The sequence below is a fragment of the Cupriavidus sp. FW305-F7 genome, from assembly GCF_058782875.1.
This window is the reverse complement of sequence record NZ_JBYSYC010000013.1, coordinates 1-24,544: the sequence shown is the minus strand read 5'-3', so window position 1 is coordinate 24,544 and position 24,544 is coordinate 1. Positions and strand designations below refer to the sequence as shown.

Below are 24,544 nucleotides of genomic sequence, written 5' to 3'. Positions count from 1 at the left end.
GGTGGTTCGCAAGCGGCGACCGATGCTGCCGGCTCCGCGGCGATCCCTTCCGCATCTGCTGCGACCGGGCGCGTGGAACTCTACACCCAAAGAACAATGGTGAACTGGCTGAGCCCGCTACAGCTGCCGTTCACCGCCATGCGCGTCGCCGTGGCGATGGCAATCGGCGCCTTTGCCGACCAGCGCATGGTGCAGGCGGCACTCACCACACTGAATCCGAATCCACCGCTCCCGGTGCCCGCTGACGAGCACGGCGGTGTCTGGGTCGACTATCTGGCCGACACCGGCGACGGTTGGAACTCGACCTACTCCATGGCCTTGTGCGTCAGTCACGCGGTGACGCTGCGCGAGCAAGGTGTGACGCTGCCGCGGGCAAAGGTGCTGTTGCTGGGCGGCGACCAGGTGTATCCGACGCCTGCTCATGATGGCTATCGGACGCGCTTCGTCGATCCTTTCCGGGCGGCGTTCCCTGCGCCAGTCGAGGCTGTTCACCCCGTGTACAGCGACCAGACGATCAAGTTGCCGCTGGACGCGCCGTGGATGGTCGCCACGCCTGGCAATCACGACTGGTACGATGGCTTGCGTGGCTTCGCCCGCTTGTTCTGCAGCGGCAAGCCCGTGGGCGGCTGGGAGACACGCCAGCGCACCGGCTACTATGCCTTGCAGTTGCCCGGCGGCTGGTGGATCTGGGGCCTGGACCTGCAACTGGAGTCGGAAATCGACCGGCCGCAGCGCGAGTACTTCCAGAAGCTGTGCACGGCGCTGCAGCCCGGTGACCGCGTGGTCTTGTGCGCGCCCGAGGCGAGCTGGATCGACGAGATGGAGCGCGTGCGCCGCGGCGAGCGGCGGGCCATGCCTTCGATCGAGACCAAGACCCCGCGCTTTCGGAGCCTGAGCGAGATCGAGGGGATGCTGGGCGATCGGCTCGCACTGGTGCTGGCCGGCAACTCGCACCACTACGCGCACTACGTGCCGCGAGCGGGCACGGCGGGACCGCATCGCATCACCTGCGGCGGCGGCGGCGCATTTCTTCACGGCACACACCTGCTGCCGGATCCACCGAGGCCTATCGTGGTGGGTCCGGCCAGACAGTTCTACGAGCTGAAGTCGGCGTATCCGGAAAAGGCGACCGCCCGGAAATTGCGCAATCGCGCGTGGCAACTGCCTGCGCGCAACCTCTCGTTCTGTGCGCTGGTGGCGATCCTGTACTTGCTGTTCGACTGGATCATTCAAAGCGCGAGCCTGGTATCTGTTCCCGGGCGCGATCAACACGGCTTCGTGGACCGGCTGGCCGGCCTCGAAGTGACATTCGGGAATATCGGCGAGGTGTTCCACCAACTGTTCCGGGTCATGGCGCACAGTCCGGCGTCGGTGGTGTTCGCAGCGGCCATCACCTTTAGTTGTGCTGCGCTGTCGACCAGGGATGTCAGGCGCGGCGTCCGGCTGGCGTGCGTTGTCGGCGCGTTGCACGGGCTGCTGCACCTGGCACTGGCAGTCGCGCTGCTATGGCTCGTCTTGCGCCTCAACTTCCATGTCTTTGGCGCCGACAACGCGCCCCCCGTCTTGCTGTTCGTGGTCGAGGCCATGCTGCTGGGCGGCGCCCTCGGCGGCCTGCTGTTTGGCGTCTGGATGGTGTTGGGCAATGCCCTGTGGCGTCTGCACCCCGAGGAGGTGTTCTCCTCCCAGCGCATCGCCGATTACAAGTGCTTCCTGCGGATGCGGTTCGAGGGTGGGCAATTGACAATCTACCCGCTCAAGCTGGAGAAGGTTTGCCGCCATTGGCAGCTGGGCGAGGGCGTCGCGCGCCTGGCGAAGGTTAACAGCACCTGGCGCGTGCGCGCCCAGCCCGGCGCAGCCGGCCCCCGCTTCGTGCCGGCAGACGGCCAGGTATCGCCGCCGGAGGCGGTGCGGATGATTGAGGAGAAGCCAATCATCATCCAACGACAGGGAGCGTCATGATGAGCCATGCCCTGGCCTACGATGTCGTCGTCATCGGCAGCGGCTTCGGTGGTGCGGTCTCGGCGTGCCGGCTCGCGCAGGCCGGCCGCAAAGTGCTGGTGCTGGAGCGCGGCCGGCGCTGGAGCCCCGCGACTTACCCGCGCGACGAAAGTGATCCCTGGCTGTGGAACCAGGAGCGCGCCAATCGCTTCAATGGCTGGGCCGATATCCGGACATTCTCTGATGTATGGGTCATCGCCGGGGCCGGAGTCGGCGGCGGCTCGCTGATCTACGCCAACGTTTCCGTGGAAGCCAGGCCGGAAGCCTTTGAGAACGGCTGGCCGAAAGAGGTGACCTATGCCGGCCTGCAGGCCCACTACGAGGAGGTCGGGCGCATGCTCGCAGTGAGCGAAGTGCCGGATAACCAGTTGAGCGAGCGAACCCGGCTATTGCGCGAGGGCGCGGAAGCCTGCGGATGGGGCGGGCGCTTCCGCAAATTGCCGCTGGCGGTGACATTTTCCGAGCATTGGGACCCCACACGGCAAGACCCCCGCGATGACCGTCATTCGGAGAGATTCCTGAACCAGCACGGCAGGTGGCAGGGCACTTGTGTCCATTGCGGCAACTGCGACGTGGGGTGCCAGGTATCGGCCAGGAATACGCTGGACCTGAATTACCTGGCGGTGGCTGAAGACAATGGCGCCGAGATTCTCCCGTTGCACCTGGTAGACAGGATCGAGCCGCTGCAGCAGGGCTGGCGGGTCTGCTTCAGGAAGATCGACCCGGAAAACGAAACGACGAGCCCTGGCACAGTCACGGCCGCCAGGGTGATACTGGCCGCCGGCTCCATCGGCAGCACCGAGCTACTGCTGCGCTGTCGGGATGAGCATCGCACGCTGCCCGCTCTTTCACCAAGGTTGGGATTTGGCTGGGCCCACAATGGCGACTTCGTGACGCCAGCCTTCTATGGCAACAGGACGATCTCTCCTTCTCATGGCGTGACCATCTCCGCCGCGATCGACCTGCTGGACCACGGCGGCCCGAACGGACAGGCGCTCTTCGTCGAGGACGGCGGCATCCCGAACCTCGCAGGCAACTTTATTCGACGCCATATGAAGAGAACGCGTTCCCGCAAGCTGCGCGCCGTGTGGAAGGAGGTCGGAGGACTGTTTGACGACGGCGATCCGGTCGAGCGGATGATGCCCTGGTTCGGGCAAGGCGTGGACCCTGGCGATGGCCAGCTGAAGCTGGGCCGCAGGTGGTACGCGCCGTGGCGTCGGGTGCTGCGGCTCGACTGGTCGTATCAGGCATCGGTGGCCATTATCGAGGCCATGATTGCAGCGCATACGCAGCTCTCGGAAGCGACCGGCGGGGATCCGTGGGTGCCGCTCACCTGGCGACGGTGGCACAACCTGATCACCCCGCACCCGCTGGGAGGCTGCAACATGGGAACCTCCGCCGCGGACGGAGTCGTCGATGCATGGGGCCGGGTATTTGGCTACAAGGGCCTCTATGTCATGGACGGCGCGATCGTCCCGCGCCCGCTCGGCCTGAACCCTTCGCGCACCATCGCGGCGCTCGCGGAGCGTAACGTGGCGATGCTCTTGCGCGAGCAAGATTGACGCGGGGGCCGCGACGCTCGCATTCCTGTGTCTTCAGCCCCTTTGCCTATACCGCGGAAACGCCGCCCGATTGCTGCGCCGTGCCAGAGGCCGGCGGCGCGGTGACAATCGAGCGCAGCGACGGGTTGGCGGGCCTGAGGGCGGCGAGGTCGGGAACGGGACGGCGCAACGCTGGCAGCATGGCAAACGCAGCTTCCATCGCCTGGGCCGCTCCCAGCGTCTCCAGGTCGCCCCGGAAGCGGCCGGTCACCTGCAGCCCGAACGGCATGCCGGCCTCGTCAGTGCCGCACGGCAGAGAAATGGCAGGGTGCGTGGTCAGTGTCACGACATAGGTCAAGGCCAGCCAGCGGTAATAATTTTCCTGCTTTTCGCCATTGATGGTGTCCGCGAACAGCCTGGTCCATGCGAAGGGCGACACCGGCGTGGTTGGCGACAGGATCAGGTCGTATTCCTGGTAGGCCCCCTGGAAGCGCTGCAGGATACGGTTCTGCTCGGCCTGCGCCCATGCGCTGTCGCCCAGTGACATCTTCGCGCCGAGCTCGTAGTTGGCGCGGGTATTGGGGCCGAGAGAGGCGGGGTCGCGCTGGTAGGCGTCATGCAAGCCGGCGACAAAGCTCTCGGCGCGCAGGACATCGAAGCAGCGGTGCACATCGCCAAGCTCGAAGCGGACCTCGTCGCATTGCCGGAACAGGTGGCGCATCTCTGCGATCCTGGCGCGGAACACGCGGCGGACACCGTCGTCGACCGCGCAGCTGCCGAAGTCTTCGGTCCAGCCGACCCGCAAGCTCGACAGGTCCACCGGTGCCGGCGACAGGTACGCTGCGGCGTCCACCGCGTAGCTCAAGGGATCGGTCACCGACACCCCGGCCGAAGCCGCCAGCTGCAGGCAGGTATCGGCAACGGTGCGTCCCATCGGCCCGACCACCGAGATCGGCGTCCAGCCCAGCAGTTTGCGCGAGTTGGGGACGATGCCCGGCGAGGGCCGGAATCCGACCACGCCGCACTTGGCCGCGGGAATGCGCAGCGAGCCACCGGTGTCCGACCCGGTGCAGACCGGCAGGAAGTCCGCGGCCAGCGCCGCGGCCGAGCCGCCGGAGGAGCCGCCCGCATTGAGGTTCGGGTTGAAAGGATTGCCGGTCGCGCCCCAGACCGCGTTGCGCGAGTTCGCGCCGGCGCCCATTTCGGGAATATTGGTCTTGCCCACCACGATGGCACCGGCCGCCCGCAGCCGTTTCACCAGCACGTTGTCGTCGGTCGGCACGTGGTTGCGGAACAGCGGCGAGCCATAGGTGGTCAGCAGGCCCTCGGTGGCCTCCAGGTCCTTGACCCCTAGCGGCAGCCCGTGCAGCAGCCCGAGCGGTTCGCCCCGCAGCATGGCCTGTTCGGCGGCGCGCGCTTCCTTGCGGGCGCGCTCGAAGCAGGTTGCCGTGATGGCATTGATCAGCGGGTTATAGGTCTCGATGCGCGCGATGCACGCCTCCAGCAGTTCTACCGGCGAGATTTCCCTGGAGCCGATCAGTCGTCGGAGTTCGACCGCCGAGGCCGAGGTCAGTCTGTCTTGCGTGGTCATGGAACAGGTGTCTCCGGGGCCTTGCTGTCAGTCAAGCTTGATATGGGCGCGTTGCGCGATGGCACGCATCTGCGGGATTTCCTTGTCGATCATGGCCGCGACCTGCTTGCCGGGCGCGTAGAAGGGCTCGATGCCGTTCTCCGCCAGCTGGCTGCGCGTTGCCGGATCGGCGATGGTGTCTGCCAGTGCCTTTTCCAGCCTGGCCCGGACCTCCGCTGGCAGGCCGCGAGGCGCGACCAGCGCGATCCAGGTACTGGTGTCCATGCCCGGATAGCCGCTTTCGGCGACGGTCGGCACATTCGGCAGCAGCGACGAGCGCTTCGCCGTAGTGACCGCAATGGCCTTGATCTTGCCGGACTTGAGCTGTGGAATGGCCGCAGCCACCGTATCCACGCTGAAGGGGATCTGGCCCCCCATCAGGTCGGTCATCGCCGGCGCGCTGCCCTTATAGGGCACATGCAGCAGTTTGGTGCCGGTGAGGTTCAGCAGCTCTTCGCCGGCAAAGTGGGCAGTGGTGCCGGCGCCGAACGAGCCGTAGGAATACTTGCCCGGGTCTGCCTTGACCGCGGCGACAAACTCCTTGAGGTTGTTCACCGGCACGTCGCGGTTTGCCAGAAGGATCAAGCCGGTCGACCCGATCATGCCGATGGGCTCGAAGTTCTTCTGAGGGTCGTAGGGCAGCTTTGCATAGACCGCCGGATTGACCGTGAACGTGGTGCCGGACGTGGCCATCAGCGTGTAGCCGTCCGGTGCCGCTTTGGCCACGTAGCTCGCCGCGACAATGGTGCCGGCCCCGGGCCGGTTCTCAACCACCACGGTCTGGCCAAGACGCTCGCCGAGTCTGCGGGCGATGGTGCGGCCGACGATGTCTGTGGCACCGCCTGGCGGAAACGGCAGGACCAGCTGGATCGGCTTGGATGGATAGCCACCCTGCGCAGTGGCAGGGGCGGGCGCCAGCGCGGTTCCGGCAGCCACGCTGCAGGCCGTGAGGAGGAGGAACAAGGTGCGGTGGGCGGGGGATCGCATGTTGATGCTCCGGCAGGGTAGGTATCGCGCAGCGCAGTAGGTGGGGGCACCGCGTGATCTCATCGTACGATCAATCCGGCGTGACATCGTCGCAATGTTTCGAAAGCTTGATTGCCGAAAAGGCAATCCATAAAATGAATCTGACCTTGGCTTCGCTTTCGCCCCGACAATGTCGTATCGCATCCTGCAGGAAACCGCCGTCCGCTACTTCCTTGAGGTCGTACGCACCGGCTCGGTCAAGGACGCCGCCCTCAAGCTGAACGTGGCGCCATCGGCGGTCAGCCGGCAGATCGCCAAGCTGGAGAGCGAGCTGGACACATTGCTGTTCGACCGGCGCGCGCGCGGCCTGGTACCCAATGCGGCGGGGGAGATGCTGGCGGCGCACGCCAAGCGCGCCCAGCAGGAGATCGATCGCGTCACGGGTGACATCCAGGCACTGCGTGGCTTGCGCGTGGGGCAGGTCCACCTGGCAAGCGTCGAGGGCATCGCGCACGATTTCCTTCCGGCTCTGGCCGCCAGTTTCCGGGAGAAATACGATGGCATCCGCTTCGACCTGGACGTGTGCCCGCAAGGCGACATTGCCAAGCGCATTCGCGACGGCGAGGCGGATATCGGCGTCACGCTGAGCGGCCTCCCCGAACTCGATATCGAGGTGGAACTGCGCCACCCGGCCCCGGTGCTCGCGGTCATGGCGCCGGACCACCCGCTGGCGGGCCAGCGCCAGATCTCGCTGTCGCAGGTCATCGGCTATCCGCTCGCGCTGCCGCCCAAGGACAGCTCACTGCGGCAGTTGCTGGACACCAGTTGCAGCCGCCAGGGGCTCAGCTACCAGACCGTTTTTTCCAGCAATCACCTGGACTCGCTGGTCGGATTCGCTGCGGCGGGGGCCGGTGTCATCACTTTCTATGGGGAGCTTTCGGTCCGGCGGCGGTTGAAGGAAGGGTCCATTGTCGCGGTGCCGCTACGCGACCGGGAAATGAACGAGCGCTATATCGAGATCCAGACACTGGCCCGGCGCAACCTCCCGCCCGCGGGGCGCGCCTTCGTGCAGCATCTGGCCGATGCCATCACGCGCATAGGCGACCCATGATTGCCGGATCGGCAACCATGGATTCCAATAATTGATTGCGACGGATATTCCGCCCGGACGCGCCGGCATTGCAGAATCAGGGCATTAGCATCCATTGCCTGACTCCCTATGACCCGGACCGCAAACCTGCCCTCCAGGATCCGCATCTGCCATGGCTTCTAAAGACATTCTGGTACTTGGTGCGGGCATGGTCGGCGTCTGCACGGCGCTGGCGTTGCGCCAGCGCGGCCATGCGGTCGTACTGGTCGACCGGCAGGCGCCCGGCAGGGAAACATCCTATGGCAACGCCGGCATCATCCAGCGCGAAGCGGTGCAGCCCTACGCCTTCCCGCGCGAGTGGATGGCGGTCCTTCGCGTCATCACCCGCCAGGGCAACGATGTCCACTATCACCCCGCGGCACTCGCCAGCCTGCTGCCCGCGCTGGCGCGCTACTGGCGTGAATCGGCGCCTGACCGGTACGCGGCCACCGTCACGGCATACAGTGCCCTGATCCGGCACTGCCTGACTGAGCACGAGCGGCTGATCGCGCTGGCCGGCGCACAGGAACTTGTGCGCAGATCGGGATGGCTGCAGGCGTATCGCAGCGCTGCGCCGTTCGACCAGGCGGCGCGCGCTGCGACGGAAGTCACGCAGCGGCACGGACTCGATTGCCGGATTCTCGACCAGGCCGGGCTGATCGCTACCGAGCCAGCGTATTGCGGGCCAGTGGCCGGCGCCATTCACTGGCGCGATCCCTGGACCATCGTTGATCCCGGCGAGCTGGTAAGCCGCTACGCGGCGCTGTTCAGCAAGGAGGGCGGAATCTTTAGCCGCGGTGATGCCGCAACGTTGAAACAGACGGAAGGCGGCTGGACCGTGGAGACGGAAGATGGCCCGGTCAAAGCTGCCGAGGCCGTGATTGCACTTGGGCCGTGGGCCACGACCCTGACCAGACCGCTTGGCTATCGTTTCCCGCTATTCGTCAAGCGGGGATACCATCGCCACTATGCCGCTGAGCCGATGCCGTCCATGCCGCTGCTCGATGTCGAGAACGGCTATATGCTGGCGCCGATGCAGCGCGGCCTGCGCCTGACCACGGGGGCCGAGTTCGCGCACCACGATGCCACGCCGACCCCCATCCAGCTGCAGAATGCCGAGCGCCACGCCCGCGAGCTGGTGCGCCTCGGTGCGCCAGTCGAAGACACGCCCTGGCTCGGCGCCCGGCCATGTGTCGCCGACATGCGGCCGATCGTCGGCAGGGCACCGCGCCATCGTGGCCTCTGGTTCAACTTTGGACATGGCCACCAGGGCTTCACGCTCGGCCCCGTCACGGCCCGGCTGCTTGCCGAACTGATGGACGGTGAGCAACCGTATGTCGATGCCCGCCCGTATGATCCGATCCGCTTCGGCGCGTGAGACGGCTATGCTGAAAGGGGAGTGAAAGCGGATCATGCACCCTCGACACCTTCAGCCCGGCACGCTGTGGCCGGCAATCACGCAGCGGACGGCGCACGCCCTGCAGAGCGGGGCGTTGTGCCCGATCGAAACCTCCCAGGCGGCAATTGAGGACGGCGGTGTGCGGTTCCTGGTCCGCCAGGTGTCCAGCCTGGCGCGCAAGGACAAGGCACGCGGGACGAGCAGTGCCGGGGGCAATCCATTCCTGCCGTATGACCCGGATCTGTTTGTCGCGGATATCTCCGACACCCATGTGGCCTTGCTCAACAAGTTCAATGTCATCGAGCATCATCTGCTCATTGTCACCCGGCACTTCGAGCCGCAGGAATGCCTGCTGGTCGTGGCTGACTTTGAAGCGCTGCTGGCTTGCATGGCGGAATTCCCGAGCCTGGGCTTCTACAACGGTGGGGCAGCCGCGGGAGCGAGCCAGGGCCACAAACATCTGCAGATCGTGCCGTTGCCGCTCGCCGAGGGTGGCCCGGCGCTGCCGATCGGCCCCTTGCTGGCGTCGGCGCGGATCGCCGGCGCCATCGGCGTCGTTCCCGGCCTGGCATTCGCGCATGCGTTCGCGCCGCTGGATCTGTTTGCGGCGCCCGTCGAAGAGGTGGCGCGCACGGCGTGCGAGCGCTACCGCGCGCTGCTTGATGCGGTTGGCGTGCGGGCGGTGGATGTCGAGGGCGGCCTGCGCCAGTCGGCGCCGTACAACCTGCTGGTCATGTCCGCAGGGCTGCTGCTGGTGCCGAGAACCAGGGAGTGCGTGGAAGGCATATCGATCAATGCCCTGGCGTTCGCCGGCTCGCTATTTGTCCGGGATGCTGCGCAGATGCAAACCATTGAGAACCTTGGCCCGATGCGTCTCCTGCGGCGAGCCGCGGCAGGGGCGGGGCAGGGCGGGACAGCCGCCTGGCTGCCCCTGACGTGACCCTACGCAGCCTGATTCGCAGCCGGCTGCCGCGCGGCCGCTTTTTGCCCGGCATGCTTGCTGCGCCGAGTTGCACGCAGCACCAGCAGCACTACTGGCAGGATCAGGACACCCTTGATCAGTTCCGGGTCCAGCGGGAGATGCACCGCATGCAGCGCCTTGAGCCCCGTACCCGCCAGCGACAGCACGTAGTAGGAAATGGCCGCGACCGACAGGCCTTCGACCGCGTGCTGCAGCCGCAGCTGGCTGCGCGCGGTCTGGTCCATGCCTTCGAGCAGGCGCGTGGTGTCCTGCTCCTGCGCGAGGTTGACGCGCGTGCGCAGCAGGTCGAGCGCGCGCGCCACGCGGCCGGCAAACTGCTCGTGCCGCGCCCAGACCGACCTGCACGTCTCCATGGCAGGCGCGAAGCGGCGCTCCATGAATTCGGCGATGGTCGGTATGCCTTCGATGCGCTCTTCACGCAATTCCTGGATGCGCGCCAGCACCAGCTTCTCGTAGGCGCGCGACGCGCTGAAGCGGTTGCCGGATTCCGCCAGTGCCTCGATGCGGACCGCCAGGTGCGTCAGCCGCTCCAGCAACTCGGCATCGTGGCGGCCGCCCTGGCTGGTGTCCATGCTGCGCATCAGCGGCGCGAGCGAGCGCTGCAGGTTGTCCACGCTGCGGCCCAGGTCACGCGCCACCGGCAAGGCCAGCAGCGCCATCATCCGGTAGGTCTCGATTTCATACAACCGCTGCAGCAGCCGTCCGCCTTGGACTTCGCGGAAGCCGTTGTCGATGACCAGGAAGCGCGAAAAGCCGTCGGGCGGGATGGTCCAGTCGCAGAACACCTCACCGCCGCCCAGAACGTGGCTGCCCGCCAGGATGGGGCCGTCGATCCATTGCCTCACGTTGTCGCGGGCATGGGCTGCGGCCTCGCCCGAGACCAGTTCCATGCGCAGCGCCACCAGGCGTTTGCCGGCGAAGCTGTCGAACCAGTCGGCCGGGATATGGGAGGTGGCCAGGTCGGAGAAGTAGTCCGCGTCACCACGCCGCGCCACGAACGTGAAGGTGGAGAACTCGGTGTGCCGCTCCCACTTCAGCTGCTTGTCATCGCCCCATCGTCCTGAATAGTGGGTCACGCCGTCGGCCGGGTCTTCCAGCCCGGTCAGCCGGCACAAGGAGGCCAGCAAGGCATGGTGGACCGCGGTATCGCCGTCCGCATAGATGGCGAAGTGCGTCAGCGAGGCGGAGCCGCCAATGCGCAGGAAGGGGCGGGCATGCAGTTCGCGCGCAAGGCTGTCGCGCAAGGGGTGGTCCATGATCGGCTGTGGCATAGGTCGTCAACGTTTCTGGCCAGTATGCCCGAGGGCCCTTGATTAAGAAAAACGCGTAAAATTGATCTGTTGCTTCAGTTTTTCTGATACCAATGAAAGCGCTTGACCTCGATGTGCTGGCCATGATGGTGGCGGTTGCCGATACGGGCAGCATTTCCCGTGCGGCGGAACTCGTGCATCGGTCGCAGTCGGCAGTCAGCATGCAGATCAAGGCGCTAGAGCGGGCTTTGGGCAAGCCACTGTTCGTGCGCAAGCCGAGAAACGTAGTGCTGACCCCGGAAGGCGAAGTCCTGCTGGGCTTTGCGCGCCGCATGCTGGCCTTGCGTGACGAGGCCTGGGCGGCCGTGGTCCGCCCCGACGTGACCGGGCGTGTGGTGCTCGGCATGCCGGACGACTATGCCTCATCCCTGCTGCCCACGATCCTGAAGAAATTCTCCGCGACTTACCCCAAGGTCGAGATCCAGGTCATTGGCTTGCCGAGCGTGGCCCTGGCGCCCATGGTCAAGGACGGATCGGTCGACTTGGTCTGTGCAACGAGAGTGAAGGGGCTGTCCGGGGAGTTCATCCGGCTGGAACCGATGGTGTGGGCCGCCTCGCCGGCGGCGCACGAGATCTGGAACGAGCGGCCGCTGCCCATTGCCGTGTTCCAGTCGGGCAGCGTCGCCCGCGACATTGCGATCCGCAGCCTGGAGCAGGCCAGGATCGCTTATCGCATGTCCTATGAAAGTCCCAGCCTGCTCGGCCTGCTCAGCATGGTCGAAGCGGGACTGGCGGTGGCGCCGCTCGCGCGATGTGCTGTCCCGGCGCATTTCACCATCCTTGGCCAGGCCCAGGGGCTGCCAGAGTTGGCCGGGCTGGAGCTGGTGCTGGCGCGCAGCGCAAAGTCGAAGCGGCCGCCTTGTGACTTCCTTGCCGAACAGATCCTGGCGGAGCTGCAGCGCTGACAAGCGTAGAGTGGTGCTCGCCATCGTGCAGCAGCGGCCTAGGGGCGACTGAAGCAATGCGCGAATCGCGATACCAGGGTAGCGGCTATTTTGCGTGCAGGATGACGGTCCCCTCCGAAATCGCCGGCGGGCTGGCGCTGGTGCCGGCGGCATTCGCAGCGATCCAGTCCTTTGCCTTCTGGACGCTCTCGTCCACGCCCGCCTTGTCATTGCAGGTCGTGACCGAGAAGCCGCCAGTACTATTCCGGCTGAATCCCCGCCTTCTTGACCACATTTCCCCACTTCGCCAGGTCAGACTTGATCAGCGCCGCGTAAGCCTGCGGCGTGCCGCCCTGGGCCTCGATCCCGGCCGCTTCCAGCTTGGCGCGCACCTCGGGCAGCTTCAACACCGCATTGATCTCGGTGTTGAGCCTGGCAACGATCTCCTTCGGCGTCCCCGCGGGCGCCAGGAAGCCCCCATTGGTGTTGGCGTCATATCCCTTGAGTCCTTGTTCTTCGGCAGTCGGCACATTGGGCAGGGCCTTGGAGCGCTTTCGGGTCGATACCGCGACGGCGCGCACGTTACCAACCTTGAGCTGCTCCTGTATGGCGCTGAGGGAGTCGATGTAGAGGACGGTGCGGCCGGCCAGCAGGTCGGGGTGGGCGGCGGATGATCCCTTGTAGGGGACCAGCAGCATGGGCGCACCGCTGACCATGCGGAACATTTCGGCGGCCATTTCCTGGGCGCTACCGCGGCCGGAGGTGGCGACCTTGGCCTCGCCGGGATTGGCCTTCATCCAGCTGACCAGTTCGGGCATCGTTTTGACCGGGAGTTTCGGGTAGACCGCGAACACCAGGGGGATTTCGTGGGTGTAGACGATGGGCTCGAAGCTCTTTTCCGGATCCCAGCCGAGGTTCTTGAAGAGGAATTTGTTGATGTTGTGGCTGCCGCCTACGATGCCGATCGTATAGCCGTCGGGTTTGGCGTTGGCCAGTATCGCGGTGCCCAGGTTGTTGGACGCGCCCGGACGGTTGTCGACAATAAAGGGCTGCTCAAGCTTGATTGAGAGCTTTTCTCCCACCACGCGGGCAATCAGGTCGATGCCGCCCCCGGGCGGCGCCGGGACGATGATGGTGACGGGTCGGGTCGGGTAGTTCTGTGCCGACGCCAGGCCGGGTGCCAGTAGCAAGGCGGCCGGGACGGCCAGGAATTTGATCCGCTTGGTAAATTGCATCGTTGTCTCCGTTTGCATTTGGTCAACTTGTGTCGACTCTGATGACACACCCACGATTGCCAGGGAGGCCGGGGCGCGGTAGCGGCTGTCAGCCGCGCCCGACGAACGGCATGGCGCTCGCCATGACGGTCATGGTCAGCACGTTGGCATCCAGCGGTAGCGAGGCCATGTGCCGCACGGCGTTGGCGACATGGCTGGCATCCATCATGGGTTCTGGCGCGATCGTGCCGTTGGCCTGCGGCACGCCCCGCGTCATCCGTTCGGACAGTTCGGTCAGCGCGTTGCCGATGTCGATCTGGCTGGCCACGATATTGAAGGCGCGGCCGTCCAGCGCCAGCGCCTTGGTCAGGCCAGTGACCGCGTGCTTGCTGGCGGTGTAGGGCGCCGTGAAGGGGCGTGGAGTGTGCGCGGAGATCGAGCCGTTGTTGATGATGCGGCCGCCCTGCGGCGACTGGCGGCGCATGAGCCCGAAGGCCGCACGCGCGCAGAGGAAGACGCCGGTGACGTTGGTGTTGATGACGCTGAACCATTTGTCGAGCGGCAGCTCGTCCATCGGCACGGCAGGGGCATTGACGCCGGCGTTGTTGAACAGCAAGTCCAGTCGGCCAAACTCGCGCTCGATGGTGTCGAACAAGGCTTGCACGCTGCAGGGGTCGGTGACGTCGGCGGGCACGGCCACCGCAGTCTGGCCGCGCGCGGCAGCCTCGGCTGCCAGGGATTGCAGGGGATCGGTGCGGCGGCCGGCCAGCACCACCGTCCAGCCGTCATTGAGCAAGGCAATCGCGGTGACGCGGCCAACGCCGCTGCCGGCTCCGGTGACGAGGGCGATCTTGCGGGAAGCGGTCAAGCGAGGTCTCCTAAAGTAGTGTGAGGTCGCGGAACTCGGCCGTGCATTCAGGTGGTCAGGCTCATGGTCGGACGCTCGCCGGCCAGGGCCTGGGCGACGCTGTCGAGCACCATGTGCGCCATGGCGGTACGGGTTTCCCAGGTCGCGCTGGCGCGGTGGGCCTGCAGCGTCGTGCGGTCGGACTGGCGCAGCGTCAACGGCACGCGCGGCTCGTCGACGAACACGTCGAGTCCAGCGCCCGCGATGCGGCCGGCGGCCACGGCCTCGGCCAGGTCAGATTCGTTGACCAGCCGGCCACGCGCCACGTTGACGAGATAGCCGCGCGGGCCCAGCGCGTCCAGCACCGCGGCATCGACGATGCCTTCGGCCTTGTCGGCCGCCGCGCACAGCACGAGCGCATCGCTGTCGCGCGCCAGGTCCTGCAGGTACGGCACGAACGCATGCGGCACGTCATCCATGCGGCGCAGGTCGGTATAGCGGATGGGGCAGCCAAAGGCTGCCGCCCGCGTCGCGACCGCGCGGCCGACGCGCCCCATGCCGACGATGCCGAGGCGCATGCCACTGAAGCGCCGGGCCAGCGGGATGGCGTTGGGCTGGGGGTGCAGTTCCCACTGGCCCGCGCGCACAAAGCGGTCGCCGGCGCAGAGGTTGCGGCAGGCTGCGATCAGCAAGCCGATGGCCAGGTCAGCCACGTCTTCGGTCAGCGCCCCCAGTGTCGCCGTGACGGGCAGGCCACGGCCACGGCAGTAGGCCAGGTCCACCGCGTCGGTGCCGACGCCATTGACGGCCACCACCTTCAGTGCGGGCAGCTGTTCCAGCATCGCCCGCGAGATCCCGGTGTGTCCGCCGGTAATGACGGCCTCGATGGCAGCACCATGTTGCCGCAGCCAGGCCGCCTGGTCTGCGATCTCGAAGTACTTGTGCACCTCATAAAGTGCGGCGAGCTTGTCGTTGACCGCCGGGATCAGGATGGGATTGAGTTGCAGGATCTGGGGCTTCATATCCGTGGCAGGAAGGGCGCGTTGAACGTGACTGCATAGTAAGTAATAGTTGATTGACAAGGCAATATTGATCTATAAAATCAATATAAAATCTTGCAACAAGTCATCATGGGATCCTGGATATCGATGGACGAGGCCTGCAGCCGCCTTGGCGTGCGCCCGCAGACGATCTACGCTTACGTCAGCCGAGGCAAGCTGGAAGTCATTTCCGATCCGGCCGACACGCGCCGCAGCCTCTACCGCGCCGAAGATGTCGCCACCCTCGCCAAACGCAAGCAGGCCGGGCGCAAGCACGAGACCGTGGCGACCAATACGCTGTTTGGCGCGGAACCCAGCATCCCGACCGCTCTCTCCACGTTCGTGCGCGAGCGCTTGTACTACCGCGGACAAGACGCGGTGACCCTGGCCGGCTCGGCCAGCCTGGAGGAGGTGGCGCAATTGCTGTGGGACGCCGAGCAAGCCGTCGACTTTTCATGCTCGGCACGCATCGGCAAGCCGCCCGGGCGCGTGGCGGCGTTCACGGGCCTGGCTACACTGGCCGCCACCGGACACTCCACGCACGGGCGCATGACACGCGTCCTGCACCAGGAATGCCAAAGCCTGGTGGGCCAACTGGCCAATGCCTTTGGTGCGCACGCGGGGCAACAACCCTTGCACCTGCGTCTTGCGCAAGGGTGGAAACAATCCCTGCAGGTGGCAGAGCTGCTGCGGACCGCCATGGTGCTACTGGTCGACCACGAACTGACGAGCTCGGCCTTTGCCGCGCGCATCGCGGCGTCCACTGGCGCATCCTTGCCGGCCTGCCTGCTGTCCGGCCTGACCACGCTGTCCGGGCCCTTGCATGGCGATGCCTCGGGCCGCGTCAAGGCGCTGTTCAACGAAGTGGAACGGCAAGGCGAGGATCAGGTGATCGCCCACCATCTGTCCACCGGATTGCCCCTGGCAGGCTTCGGACATCACCTCTATCCCGATGGCGATCCTCGCGCGGCAGCCCTGTTGGCCCTGTTCGACCCACCGGAAGTCATTCGGCGCTTTATCGAGAAGGCAACCAAACTGACCGGCTTGCAGCCCAATATGGACGTGGCCCTGGCGGCCCTCGTCACACACTATGGGCTGCCGGACGATGCCGCGTTCGGGATGTTTGCCACGGCACGCAGCATTGGACTGCTGGCCCACAGCCTGGAGCAGTTGGGCGTGGGGCAGGTGATACGTCCGCGGGGGCGCTATGTCGGGACGATGCCTGAAAAGGTTGGCGAGCGTTGAATCACAGGTAGCGGCCGGGCCTGATTGGCAGATCAATTCAGGCCGGTAATGTAGTTGGCGAGATTCCTGATGTCGTCATCACTTAGGTTGCGCGACACGCTGGTCATGCTCCCCGCGTCATTGGTACGCCGCCTGGCGCGGAAATCCTCCAGCTGCTTGACGATATACGCGTACTGCTGCCCGGCTACCCGCGGTATTTCGTTCTGCCCGGCAAATCCTCCGAGGTGGCACATCGTGCACAGCACTTCTTCGGACTTGCTGCGCCCGGCGGCGACCCGCGCTGCGTCGACCTTGTAGGTCGACGCTGTCGGCGTCTGCGCGGCAAAGTAGTCGGACAGGTCCTGCATGTCCTCTTTTGACAAAGGCGTGGCCATTGGCGACATGGCAGGGTCGCTGCGCCGTCCTTCCTTGAAGTCACGCAACTGCAGGTAGAGGTAGCGCGCGGTCTGTCCCGCCAGATGCGGATAGGCAGGATTGGTGGAATTGCCCTGCGGACCATGGCAGGCAACGCAGACCTGCGCCTTGGCCTGCCCGGCGGCCGCTTCGGCACGGGTATTGCCGCTTGCGGCCAACAGTGCCAGCAGTGCAGTCACCATGGCGGGCACCGCGGCGCGCCGCGCCGCGGGAAGGCGGCGGCGCGGACGGAGCGGGATAGTCGGCATTCCGGGATCGCTTTCGGCGAACCTATTGCACCGCAAAGACAAAGATGCTGTTGCCACGCTTGAAGTCGAGCTGGGTGTTGCCGCCGGCCGCGACGGCAATGTACTGCTTGCCGCCGACGGTATAGGACACTGGCGGCGAATTCACGCCGGCCCCGCACTGGAACTGCCACAGCATCTTGCCGTTGGCCGCATCGAATGCCTTGAACAGGCCGTTGCCTTCGCCAGTGAAGACGAGGCCGCCGGCCGTTGCCAGCACGCCGCCGATCAGCGGCTGCTCGGTCTTGTAATCCCACGCCACCTTGCCGCTATCGATATTGACCGCCGAGAGCTTGCCCCACTGCTGCTCGCTCGGGATGACCTTGAAGGCGCCGCCCAGCCACAGCTTGCCGCCTGGATAGGGGACATCTTCGACCTGGTAGGTCATTGGCTGATGCAGGTTGGCGGCATAGGCAAGCCGCATCTTGGGGTTGAACGCCATCGGCGACCATTCCACTCCCCCGTTGGCGCCCGGCAGCATGCGCGCACCTTGCGGGGTGGGCAGGGTCCACATGTTCTCCTGCGGGATCATTGCCTGCGAGAAGCGGATCAGTCGGCCGTCGCGGCGGTCGTGCACATAGACGTGCCCGGTCTTGCCGCCGTGGATGACGCCCGGGATCATCTGGCCTTTTTCATCGCGCACGTCGACGAGGATCGGCGGACTGGCTGCATCCAGGTCCCACACGTCATGGGCGATATATTGCGAGTGCCACTTGTAGGCGCCGGTGTTCAGGTCGACCGCGACCAGGGAATCGGTGTACAGGTTGTCTCCGGGACGGATCGCGCCGTACAGGTCGGGCGACGGATTGCCCACCACGAAGATCGCCAGCTTGTTGGCGCGGTCGACCGCCGGGGCCATCCACACGCCACCACCAAGCGTCTTGTAGAAGTCGCCGCCCTTGTCGGCCAGCATCTTCTTCTCGGCGGCGATGTCGCGCTTCATGTCGCGCCCGGTGGCGTCCTTGGTGGCCCACACCCCTTCATGGCCCTTCTCGGGGATGGTGTGGAAGGTCCACAGCAGCTTGCCGTCGGTCGTGCTGAACGCCTTGACGAAGCCGCGGATGCCGTATTCGCCGCCATTGGTGCCGATCAGGACCTTGTCGTCGACGACCACCGGCGCCATGGTCTCGGAGTAGCCGAGTTCCGGGTCAGCGATCTGGGTTTCCCACAGCAGCTTGCCGGTCCTGGCATCAAGCGCGACCAGCTTGGCATCGAGCGTGCCCATGTAGAGGCGATCGCCGCTGATTGCCACGCCACGGTTGTTAGGCCCGCAGCAGAACGTGGTGACCGGTCCCATCTTGTGCTTGTAGTGCCAGAACTCCTTCCCCGTCACCGCGTCGATGGCATAGACGTGGTTGTAGGAAGTCGTCAGGAACATGACCCCGTTTACGACGATCGGCGCAGTCTCCATCGACTCCATCACTGCCGTCTGGAAGATGAAGGCGGGGCGCAGCCTGGCGACGTTCTTCGTGTTGATCTGCGCCGCTGGATGGTAGCGCATCTGCACGTACGACCCGTTGGAGTGCAGCCAGTCGTTGCCGTTGGTGCCTGCAGCATCCAACTGTGCCTGGGTGACCGGGCGCAGCGCACTGGACATAGGCGCGCCTGGCGTGGTCGCGCTGCCCTGGATATCCTCGGCGGCGAGCGCGGCGGATGCATGGAAGGCGAGGAACAGCAAGGGGAGGGTGTGCCGGGAGAGGCGAGAGAATGAGAGCATGGGGCGCTCCTTATTCGATTCTTGTCGACCTGGCCGCTTGGGTGAGCGACACGCACAAGCCGATGCGTATCGTGGCGAGGCAAAGCAGGCCCTGCCGCGCGTCGAAGCGGCCCCGAGGTGAAGTGCAGTATAGGCAAGAACCCAAGCAAAACAACAAGCACATGCAGCGCGGCTTTCTGCACTGCAAGGACATCGTTGAACCGATGCATCGCAGCATGAAAAGGCCGCTTGAATTTGTGCTTCCTGCGCACCAGACTTAGCGGGCGGGTAAGCAGAAGACACCGGGAATTGCCTTGCGTTGCGGTACCCGTCTTGCGCAATGCATCGCGCCGGTTGTCATCGGAGGAGCCGGATATGAATCGTGATCTGCGAAGGATTTCAATGGTGTGCGTGTGCGCGCTTGGCCTGCTTGCAGCTCGGGCACTTGCCGATGACGACATCAGCCTGAACGCGCGGTTGCTGGCTTCGGCGCGCGCCGGGGACGAGGCCGGGGTGCTCGGCGCGCTGAAGCAGGGCGCCGCGCCGGACTCGCGCAGCCGCATCGGCGACACGCCATTGCTGACGGCATCAAAGCGCGGCCTGACCGGCATGGCGCGTGTGCTGGTGGAACACGGCGCTAACGTCAGCCTGCCGAACGTGCAAGGCGTGACGCCGCTGATGGCGGCTGCGTTTGGTGGCTACCAGGAGATCACCGCGATGCTGCTGGCGCGTCATGCCGAGCTGAACGCCACCGACCGCGTCAGCAAGACCGCCATGATCTACGCAGCGGGAGAGGGCCGCACGGCGGTGGTGAGGCAGTTGCTCGATGCCGGCGTCGATATCAACGCGCGCTACGCACATGGCCTGACGGCACTGATGTGGGCGGCCGGCTATGACATGAGTGACGTGGTCCAGTTGCTGCTCTCGCGTGGCGCAAATGCCTCGTTGCGGGATGATCGCGGGCTGACTGCGCGCGAGATTGCCGAGCAGGCTGGTGCGAAGAACGTGGCCGCCGCGCTGGCGGGCAGCCAGACCGCAGCGGCACCGGCGAAGTAGCGCCGCTGCGCTTACGGCGAATCGATCGAACCCACGCTCTTGGGATAGGTCACGATGCCCCAGCTCAGCGGCAGCCCGTCGAACTGGCGCACCGGCTCGTAGGTGCGTGCGTCGATGACATAGACCGCATTGGAGCGCCCGCAGGCCACCAGCAGCCGCGCATCGTCCGGCGTGAAGCTGAAATGCCAGCAGCGCTTGCCTATCGCGATGTCGGCCAGCGACGCGAAGGTCTGCGCATCGAACACCTGCAGCGTGTCGGCGCGCGAGGCGGCGACGAACAGGCGCTCACCGGCGCGATCGAACGCCACCCCGTAGGGACCCGTGCGCGTCGGCACGGTGCGCAGCACGCGGAAGTTCGTGGCGTCGAGCACGACGAAGGCATTGGCTGATTCCAGCGTCACCACATAGCGGTTGCCGTCCGGGCTTGCCTTGATGCCGCGCGGGCGCGAACCGGCGGGCATTGGCAGCAGCTTTACTTGCCTGCCGCTGGCGTTCTCATAGACCGTGACGGTGTCGTCGCCTTCATTGGTGACCAGCATCAGCTTGCCGTCGCGCGAGAACTCAATACCTTCGGTTTCCAGCCCGCTGCGGATCCTACGGTTCACGCGCCAGTCCTTGAGGTCGATCACGGCGATTTCCGCCGGCAGGGGCTTGTCGTCATCGCTTTTACCCTTCGCGGATGGGGGCGGCGCGGCCCCGGGCGGGCCGGAGCGCTCGCCCGGTTCGTAGGTGACGAAGGCCTGGTTCCCGGCCACGCGCACGAACTCCGGGTTCTGTCCGATCGGCACGCGGCGAACCAGCTGCCCCGTGGCAAGGTCAATTACCGACAGGTCGCCCGTGCCCTTGTTGGCCGCCAGCAGGTATTTGCCATCCGTGGTCACAGCCAGTCCGCGCGGCCCCTTGCCCCCGGCCGCGAGGCTGGGCATGACTTCGAGCCGGTCCAGGTCGATGACGGCGATGCCGCCGCCTTCGGTCGACACATAGGCCTGCGCTGCGTCGGCGGCGACCGGGCACACCAGCGCCAGGAGGCCAGCGGCCAGCATGTGTCGCGTACGGGATGGAAGGTGCGAAGGCATGACGTTCTCCTCGTTGCCCGGATGCATGGCGGCCCGCTCAGGGCCCGCCCCATTCATAACGCACGCCGACCAAGAACAGCCGGGGCGCGCCCGGTGCCACAAAGCGCTCGACGGGTACGGCCGCGCCGGGCAACAGCAGCGTGCCGCCCGGGAACAGGTTGTAGCCCGCCTGTCCGTAAGTCTCGTAGCGGCGGTCGAACAGGTTGTCGATGCGCCCATAGAGTTGCCAGCGCGGCGAGAACTGCCAGCTGGCGCGCAGGTTCAGTAGCAGGTAGCCAGCGGTGCGGGCAAGGCCGGGGTTCTGCGCGCTGAGCGCGCCATCCTCGTTACCCGCGACTGGACGCGATGACGATACGATCACGTCGCCGCCCACGCTGATGGTGGCAGTCGCGCGCCAGTCTGCGCCGAGCTTGAAGCTGTGCAGCGGGATTCCTGCCATGCGCGTGCCCGGATGCACCGCCACCGGCGCAGCGAAGGGGGTCTGCAACTGGCCGTCCGCCTGGTAGGTCGCTTGCGTGTAGCCGTAGCCGGCGCGCAGCGTCAGCCGGCCCAGCCGCTGCCGCAAGCCCAGCTCAAGGCCCTGGTTGCGGGTCTTCGGGAAGTTCGAGAAATAGCCCAGCGGACTGAACGGCGAGCGCTGAAAGATGATGTCGTCGGTGTTGTTGCTGCGGTATAGCGCCAGGGTCAGTTCAGTGGTGTCAGCCGGCTGCCAGCGTCCGCCCAGCTCCAAGGTGCGCGTGACCACCTGGCGCAGGGGGGGATCGGCCTGCAGGCCGGTAGGAAGCTGGCAGGCATTTGCAGGGTCCGCGCAACCCAGCTCGATCGCCGTGGGCATGCGTGTGCCCTGCGAAGCGGAGCCGAAGATCGTCAGGCTGTCGAGCAGCGCGTGCGATGCGCCCACCGACGGGTTGAGCCGTGTGAACGTGAAGCGTTCGTCCGATGGCGTGGGCGCGCCCAGCACTGTATGCCGTCGCCCTTCGTTCCAGCGGGCGGCCAGCGTCAGGAAGGTCTGGGGAAGCAGTCGGATGGTGTCGGTAGCGTACAGCCCCACCGTGCCGTCGTGGCCGTCCAGCAAAGCATTGGTGACCACTGGCGCATTGGGATCGCCAAGCGCCCTGCGCGCTGCGTCGAAGCTGGCCAACTGCGTCGTTTGCGCGTAGCGCGACTGGTTCAGGTCCAGCGCGGCACCCAGTGCGAAACGATGCGTCTCGCCATCGTGCGACCACTGCGCAGACACGCCATAGCTGGTCTCGCTCACGGTGGAGGCGTTGAGCACGGCATTGGCGGGCGCCTCGTCCGCTTCGCAGCCTGCGGCGCCGGGGGTGCCCTGGCAGTCGCGCAGGGTGTCCAGGTAGTCGTCGTGGATATCGCCGCTGTTGGTGCGCGAGCGCGTGCGGCGCACATAAGCCGTTAGCAGTAGCTGGTCCTGCGCATTGAACTGGTGCGCACCATTGAGCGTCAGCTGCAGCGATTTCGCGCGCGTGACATCGGGCGCGGTGTAGATGGCGCTTCGGTCGGCGCGGTAGATGCTATCCGGCGTCAGGCCGTTGCCCGACAGCCGGCTGTTGCTGCCGAGCAGGCTGAGGCTCCATTGGGTGGCGCTGGTCGAGCGGCCCAGCTTGAAGAAGAGGTTGCCCAGATCGCTGTCGGAGCTGTCGCGCCAGCCATCCTCACGCCAGCCGGTGCCGCCAAAGTAGGCGTGCCAGCCGTCGCCCAGCGACTTGCCCGTGCTGACATCGAGCCGCGCTCGGCCATGGCTGCCGATGCTTAGGTCGGCCTCCACGCCCTGGTGCGTTTCGCCCGACTTGGTGACCAGCGCAAGCGCGCCGCCCAGCGTATTGAGCCCGTACAGCGGGTTGCTGCCCGGCACCAGCGTTACCGTGCTGATGGCGGCCTCCGGCATGCCGGCCCAGTTGATGACGTCGCCCAGGGCCGCGTTCTGGCGCACGCCGTCCAGGTATAGCGACAGCCCTTGTGCCGAACCCAGCGTCGGCGAGAGCCGGTAGCCGCGATACAGGATGTCCTGCGCGAACGGATTGCCCTGCGCGTCATTGACCACGATGCCGGTCATGTTCTCCGCCAGGAAGGACGGGAGGTTGACGGACTTCGCGCGTTCCAGGTCGCCATCGGTGGCGGTCTGGACGTTGGCGGGAAAAGCCTGGCGCTCGATGGTGAAGCCGGGCAACGGCGTCGGGGCGACCACAGTGACCTCCTTCAGGTTGTGGACCTGGTCCGCCAGCCTGCCCGCGTCAGGCTGGCTGGCCTGCTGCGCCGCGACAGGCGCGGCCGCCACCAGCGCAATGGCGACCATGCCTGGCGCATGCCGGGGCGGGCGGGTGCGGCGGCGGGCGCAGGCCATGAGGTTCCCCTCTCGTGCAGCATCGCGTGGGCAGCTGTGGCTGTGATGGAGACTTCCTAGAGTGGCGCAAATGCTACCTAATCTAATCCAGCGCGCAGGCGGTGCCAAGGATTGCCCGGCAGGTCGTTTTTTCGCCTAGAGTTTTTTGGGCGGCCAGTGTGCAGGAGGAGATCTTGCGTACTGGCCGCAGGGCCAGGCAATCCTCGCAGGAGCGCGCGATGCAAGATCCGGCAGTTGTCATCGATCCTGAACGCCGCCGCATGCTGTTGCGGGTGGGCGCACTGGCCATCCTGGCGCTGAGCCTTCCGCCGCTGGGCGCCTGCGCTCAGGGAGCGGGCGCCGCGGGTCACGCGGGGCCGGCGCGCATCGGCGTAATCGGATCGGGGCGCATCGGCGGGACGGTCGGAGGGCTCTGGGTCAAGGCAGGGCACCCGGTCCTGTTCTCGTCGCGTCATCCTGAATCGCTCAAGCCGCTGGTCGACGGCCTCGGCCCGCTGGCTCGGGCGGGCACGGTCGCGGAGGCCATCGCCTTTGCCGACGTGCTGTTCCTCGCCACCCCCTACGGCGCGTTGCCGCAACTCAGCCAGGAGAATGCCGGGGCATGGTCAGGCAAGATCGTGCTGGATGCCACCAATGCCATTCCCCAGCGCGACGGCGCGATTGCCGAAGAAGCCCAGCGCAACGGCATTGGCATCACCACGGCGAAATACCTGCGCGGCGCACGTGTGGTGCGGGCGTTTAATTTCATGGGGGCGACCAACTTCGCCAGTGAACATCACCGGCCCGGCGGCCTGATTGCCGTGCCGATTGCCGGTGACGACCAGGTGGCGCTGCAGGTGGCGGCACAACTGGTTCGCGATGCGGGTTTCGAGCCGGTGATGGTGGGACCGCTGGCCAGCGCGGACAGGTTCGCGCCGGGCGGGCCGCTGTTCCGGCAGATTGGCACCGCCGAGGAATTTCGCAGGAAGATGAGCGGGAATTAGGGGCTAGTCCCGGTGCTCGCCGATGTGTTCACCTTTCGGGTCGCAGGGGAGGGCACTTAAGTGGCAAAAGAGGCGCTTTCAGGTTTTCCTCAAAAACGCTTGCAAGGCAGGCATCCAGGCATTAAGATTCGCCCCCTCGTTCGCAAGGCACCGCGCAACGGGGGTGGGAAAAGACTTGCAAGGATTAACTCGGTTCGAAAGAGCGAGCCTTCCAGAATAAAAGAATTTCTCGAAAATGATTGATTAATCGCAGAAAGTTCTTTATAGTCTCGTTTCTCCGCTGCAAACAAAACGCAGCGACGCAAACGGCAAAGCCGGATGCGGTGCCCGAAAGGGCGGGTTCTTTAACAACCAAACAACCGATAAGTGTGGGCGCTTGATAACGGATGCGGAAGACTTCGGTCTTTTAGCTTTACAAGTTATACAGTGCTCGCACAGCAAAACGTGACTGGGTCTTCGGATCTGGTCAGTCAGTTTTCTGAGAGTGAGCG

The 24,544-nt window shown here is 65.8% G+C and carries 19 protein-coding genes; 9 read left to right on the top strand and 10 right to left on the bottom strand.

The annotated features are described in order from the left end of the window. The first annotated feature begins 72 nt into the window (after positions 1-72). Together AC3WL8_RS14215 and AC3WL8_RS14210 are read left to right on the top strand one after the other, a co-directional pair. Positions 73-1,959: a preprotein translocase subunit YajC gene (locus tag AC3WL8_RS14215; protein WP_492378361.1), complete on the top strand. Its 1,887-nt coding sequence runs from the start codon at positions 73-75 to the stop codon at positions 1,957-1,959. Beyond that, entirely contained in the window at positions 1,956-3,560 is a 1,605-nt protein-coding gene (locus AC3WL8_RS14210) for a GMC oxidoreductase (protein WP_153954790.1), read from the top strand. The genes AC3WL8_RS14215 and AC3WL8_RS14210 overlap by 4 nt, the downstream gene beginning before the upstream one ends. A 46-nt stretch (positions 3,561-3,606) precedes the next feature. Here the strand turns inward: AC3WL8_RS14210 and AC3WL8_RS14205 are convergent, their stop codons facing one another. Both AC3WL8_RS14205 and AC3WL8_RS14200 read right to left on the bottom strand, forming a co-directional pair. Then, complete coding sequence (locus AC3WL8_RS14205; protein WP_153954789.1) at positions 3,607-5,130, bottom strand: amidase; 1,524 nt, start codon at positions 5,128-5,130, stop codon at positions 3,607-3,609. A 27-nt stretch (positions 5,131-5,157) separates the two neighbouring features. Further along, positions 5,158-6,156 carry a Bug family tripartite tricarboxylate transporter substrate binding protein gene (locus AC3WL8_RS14200; protein WP_153954788.1) on the bottom strand — a complete coding sequence of 333 codons (999 nt, stop codon included), beginning with the start codon at positions 6,154-6,156 and terminating at the stop codon, positions 5,158-5,160. 169 nt (positions 6,157-6,325) lie between these two features. Between AC3WL8_RS14200 and AC3WL8_RS14195 the strand changes: the two genes are divergently transcribed. The 3 genes from AC3WL8_RS14195 to AC3WL8_RS14185 all read left to right on the top strand — a co-directional run bounded on the left by AC3WL8_RS14195 (position 6,326) and on the right by AC3WL8_RS14185 (position 9,603). Next, entirely contained in the window at positions 6,326-7,246 is a 921-nt protein-coding gene (locus tag AC3WL8_RS14195; RefSeq protein WP_153954787.1) for a LysR family transcriptional regulator, read from the top strand. A 151-nt stretch (positions 7,247-7,397) separates the two neighbouring features. After that, positions 7,398-8,642, top strand: coding sequence for an NAD(P)/FAD-dependent oxidoreductase (locus AC3WL8_RS14190; RefSeq protein ID WP_153954786.1), 1,245 nt, complete (start codon positions 7,398-7,400; stop codon positions 8,640-8,642). A gap of 34 nt (positions 8,643-8,676) precedes the next feature. Continuing rightward, positions 8,677-9,603: an ATP adenylyltransferase family protein gene (locus AC3WL8_RS14185; RefSeq protein ID WP_153954785.1), complete on the top strand. Its 927-nt coding sequence runs from the start codon at positions 8,677-8,679 to the stop codon at positions 9,601-9,603. A gap of 2 nt (positions 9,604-9,605) precedes the next feature. Here AC3WL8_RS14185 and AC3WL8_RS14180 read toward each other — a convergent pair whose 3' ends face one another. Further along, positions 9,606-10,901 (bottom strand): DUF3422 family protein, encoded by a 1,296-nt coding sequence (locus AC3WL8_RS14180; RefSeq protein ID WP_228772494.1) that lies wholly within the window; start codon positions 10,899-10,901, stop codon positions 9,606-9,608. A 107-nt stretch (positions 10,902-11,008) separates the two neighbouring features. On the opposite strand from AC3WL8_RS14180, the gene AC3WL8_RS14175 reads away from it, so the two are divergent. After that, a complete protein-coding gene (locus tag AC3WL8_RS14175; RefSeq protein WP_013956661.1) occupies positions 11,009-11,860 on the top strand; it encodes a LysR family transcriptional regulator in 852 nt (283 codons plus the stop codon). 239 nt (positions 11,861-12,099) lie between these two features. On the opposite strand, the gene AC3WL8_RS14170 is transcribed toward AC3WL8_RS14175, so the two are convergent. The 3 genes from AC3WL8_RS14170 to AC3WL8_RS14160 all read right to left on the bottom strand — a co-directional run bounded on the left by AC3WL8_RS14170 (position 12,100) and on the right by AC3WL8_RS14160 (position 14,922). After that, positions 12,100-13,074 (bottom strand): Bug family tripartite tricarboxylate transporter substrate binding protein, encoded by a 975-nt coding sequence (locus AC3WL8_RS14170; RefSeq protein ID WP_013956662.1) that lies wholly within the window; start codon positions 13,072-13,074, stop codon positions 12,100-12,102. An 88-nt stretch (positions 13,075-13,162) separates the two neighbouring features. After that, positions 13,163-13,921 (bottom strand): SDR family oxidoreductase, encoded by a 759-nt coding sequence (locus AC3WL8_RS14165; protein WP_211981007.1) that lies wholly within the window; start codon positions 13,919-13,921, stop codon positions 13,163-13,165. Positions 13,922-13,968: 47 nt separating this feature from the next. Beyond that, positions 13,969-14,922, bottom strand: a complete 954-nt coding sequence (locus AC3WL8_RS14160) for a 2-hydroxyacid dehydrogenase (RefSeq protein ID WP_013956664.1) — start codon at positions 14,920-14,922, stop codon at positions 13,969-13,971. 108 nt (positions 14,923-15,030) lie between these two features. On the opposite strand from AC3WL8_RS14160, the gene AC3WL8_RS14155 reads away from it, so the two are divergent. After that, a complete protein-coding gene (locus AC3WL8_RS14155) occupies positions 15,031-16,185 on the top strand; it encodes a citrate/2-methylcitrate synthase (RefSeq protein WP_153954783.1) in 1,155 nt (384 codons plus the stop codon). Between the two features lie 32 nt (positions 16,186-16,217). Here AC3WL8_RS14155 and AC3WL8_RS14150 read toward each other — a convergent pair whose 3' ends face one another. Beyond that, the gene (locus AC3WL8_RS14150; protein ID WP_228772493.1) at positions 16,218-16,781 is read right to left on the bottom strand and encodes a c-type cytochrome; all 564 of its coding nucleotides are present in this window, start codon (positions 16,779-16,781) and stop codon (positions 16,218-16,220) included. A gap of 88 nt (positions 16,782-16,869) precedes the next feature. Then, entirely contained in the window at positions 16,870-18,600 is a 1,731-nt protein-coding gene (locus tag AC3WL8_RS14145) for a pyrroloquinoline quinone-dependent dehydrogenase (RefSeq protein WP_013956667.1), read from the bottom strand. 354 nt (positions 18,601-18,954) lie between these two features. Between AC3WL8_RS14145 and AC3WL8_RS14140 the strand changes: the two genes are divergently transcribed. After that, on the top strand, positions 18,955-19,635 hold the full coding sequence (locus AC3WL8_RS14140) for an ankyrin repeat domain-containing protein (RefSeq protein WP_153954781.1): 681 nt from the start codon (positions 18,955-18,957) through the stop codon (positions 19,633-19,635). 11 nt (positions 19,636-19,646) lie between these two features. Here AC3WL8_RS14140 and AC3WL8_RS14135 read toward each other — a convergent pair whose 3' ends face one another. Together AC3WL8_RS14135 and AC3WL8_RS14130 are read right to left on the bottom strand one after the other, a co-directional pair. Beyond that, positions 19,647-20,711: a YVTN family beta-propeller repeat protein gene (locus AC3WL8_RS14135; RefSeq protein WP_492378360.1), complete on the bottom strand. Its 1,065-nt coding sequence runs from the start codon at positions 20,709-20,711 to the stop codon at positions 19,647-19,649. Between the two features lie 37 nt (positions 20,712-20,748). Then, entirely contained in the window at positions 20,749-23,070 is a 2,322-nt protein-coding gene (locus AC3WL8_RS14130) for a TonB-dependent receptor (RefSeq protein WP_153954779.1), read from the bottom strand. Positions 23,071-23,288: 218 nt separating this feature from the next. Here AC3WL8_RS14130 and AC3WL8_RS14125 point away from each other — a divergent pair, with 218 nt between their 5' ends. Then, on the top strand, positions 23,289-24,053 hold the full coding sequence (locus AC3WL8_RS14125; protein WP_153954778.1) for an NADPH-dependent F420 reductase: 765 nt from the start codon (positions 23,289-23,291) through the stop codon (positions 24,051-24,053). Positions 24,054-24,544: the final 491 nt, after the last annotated feature.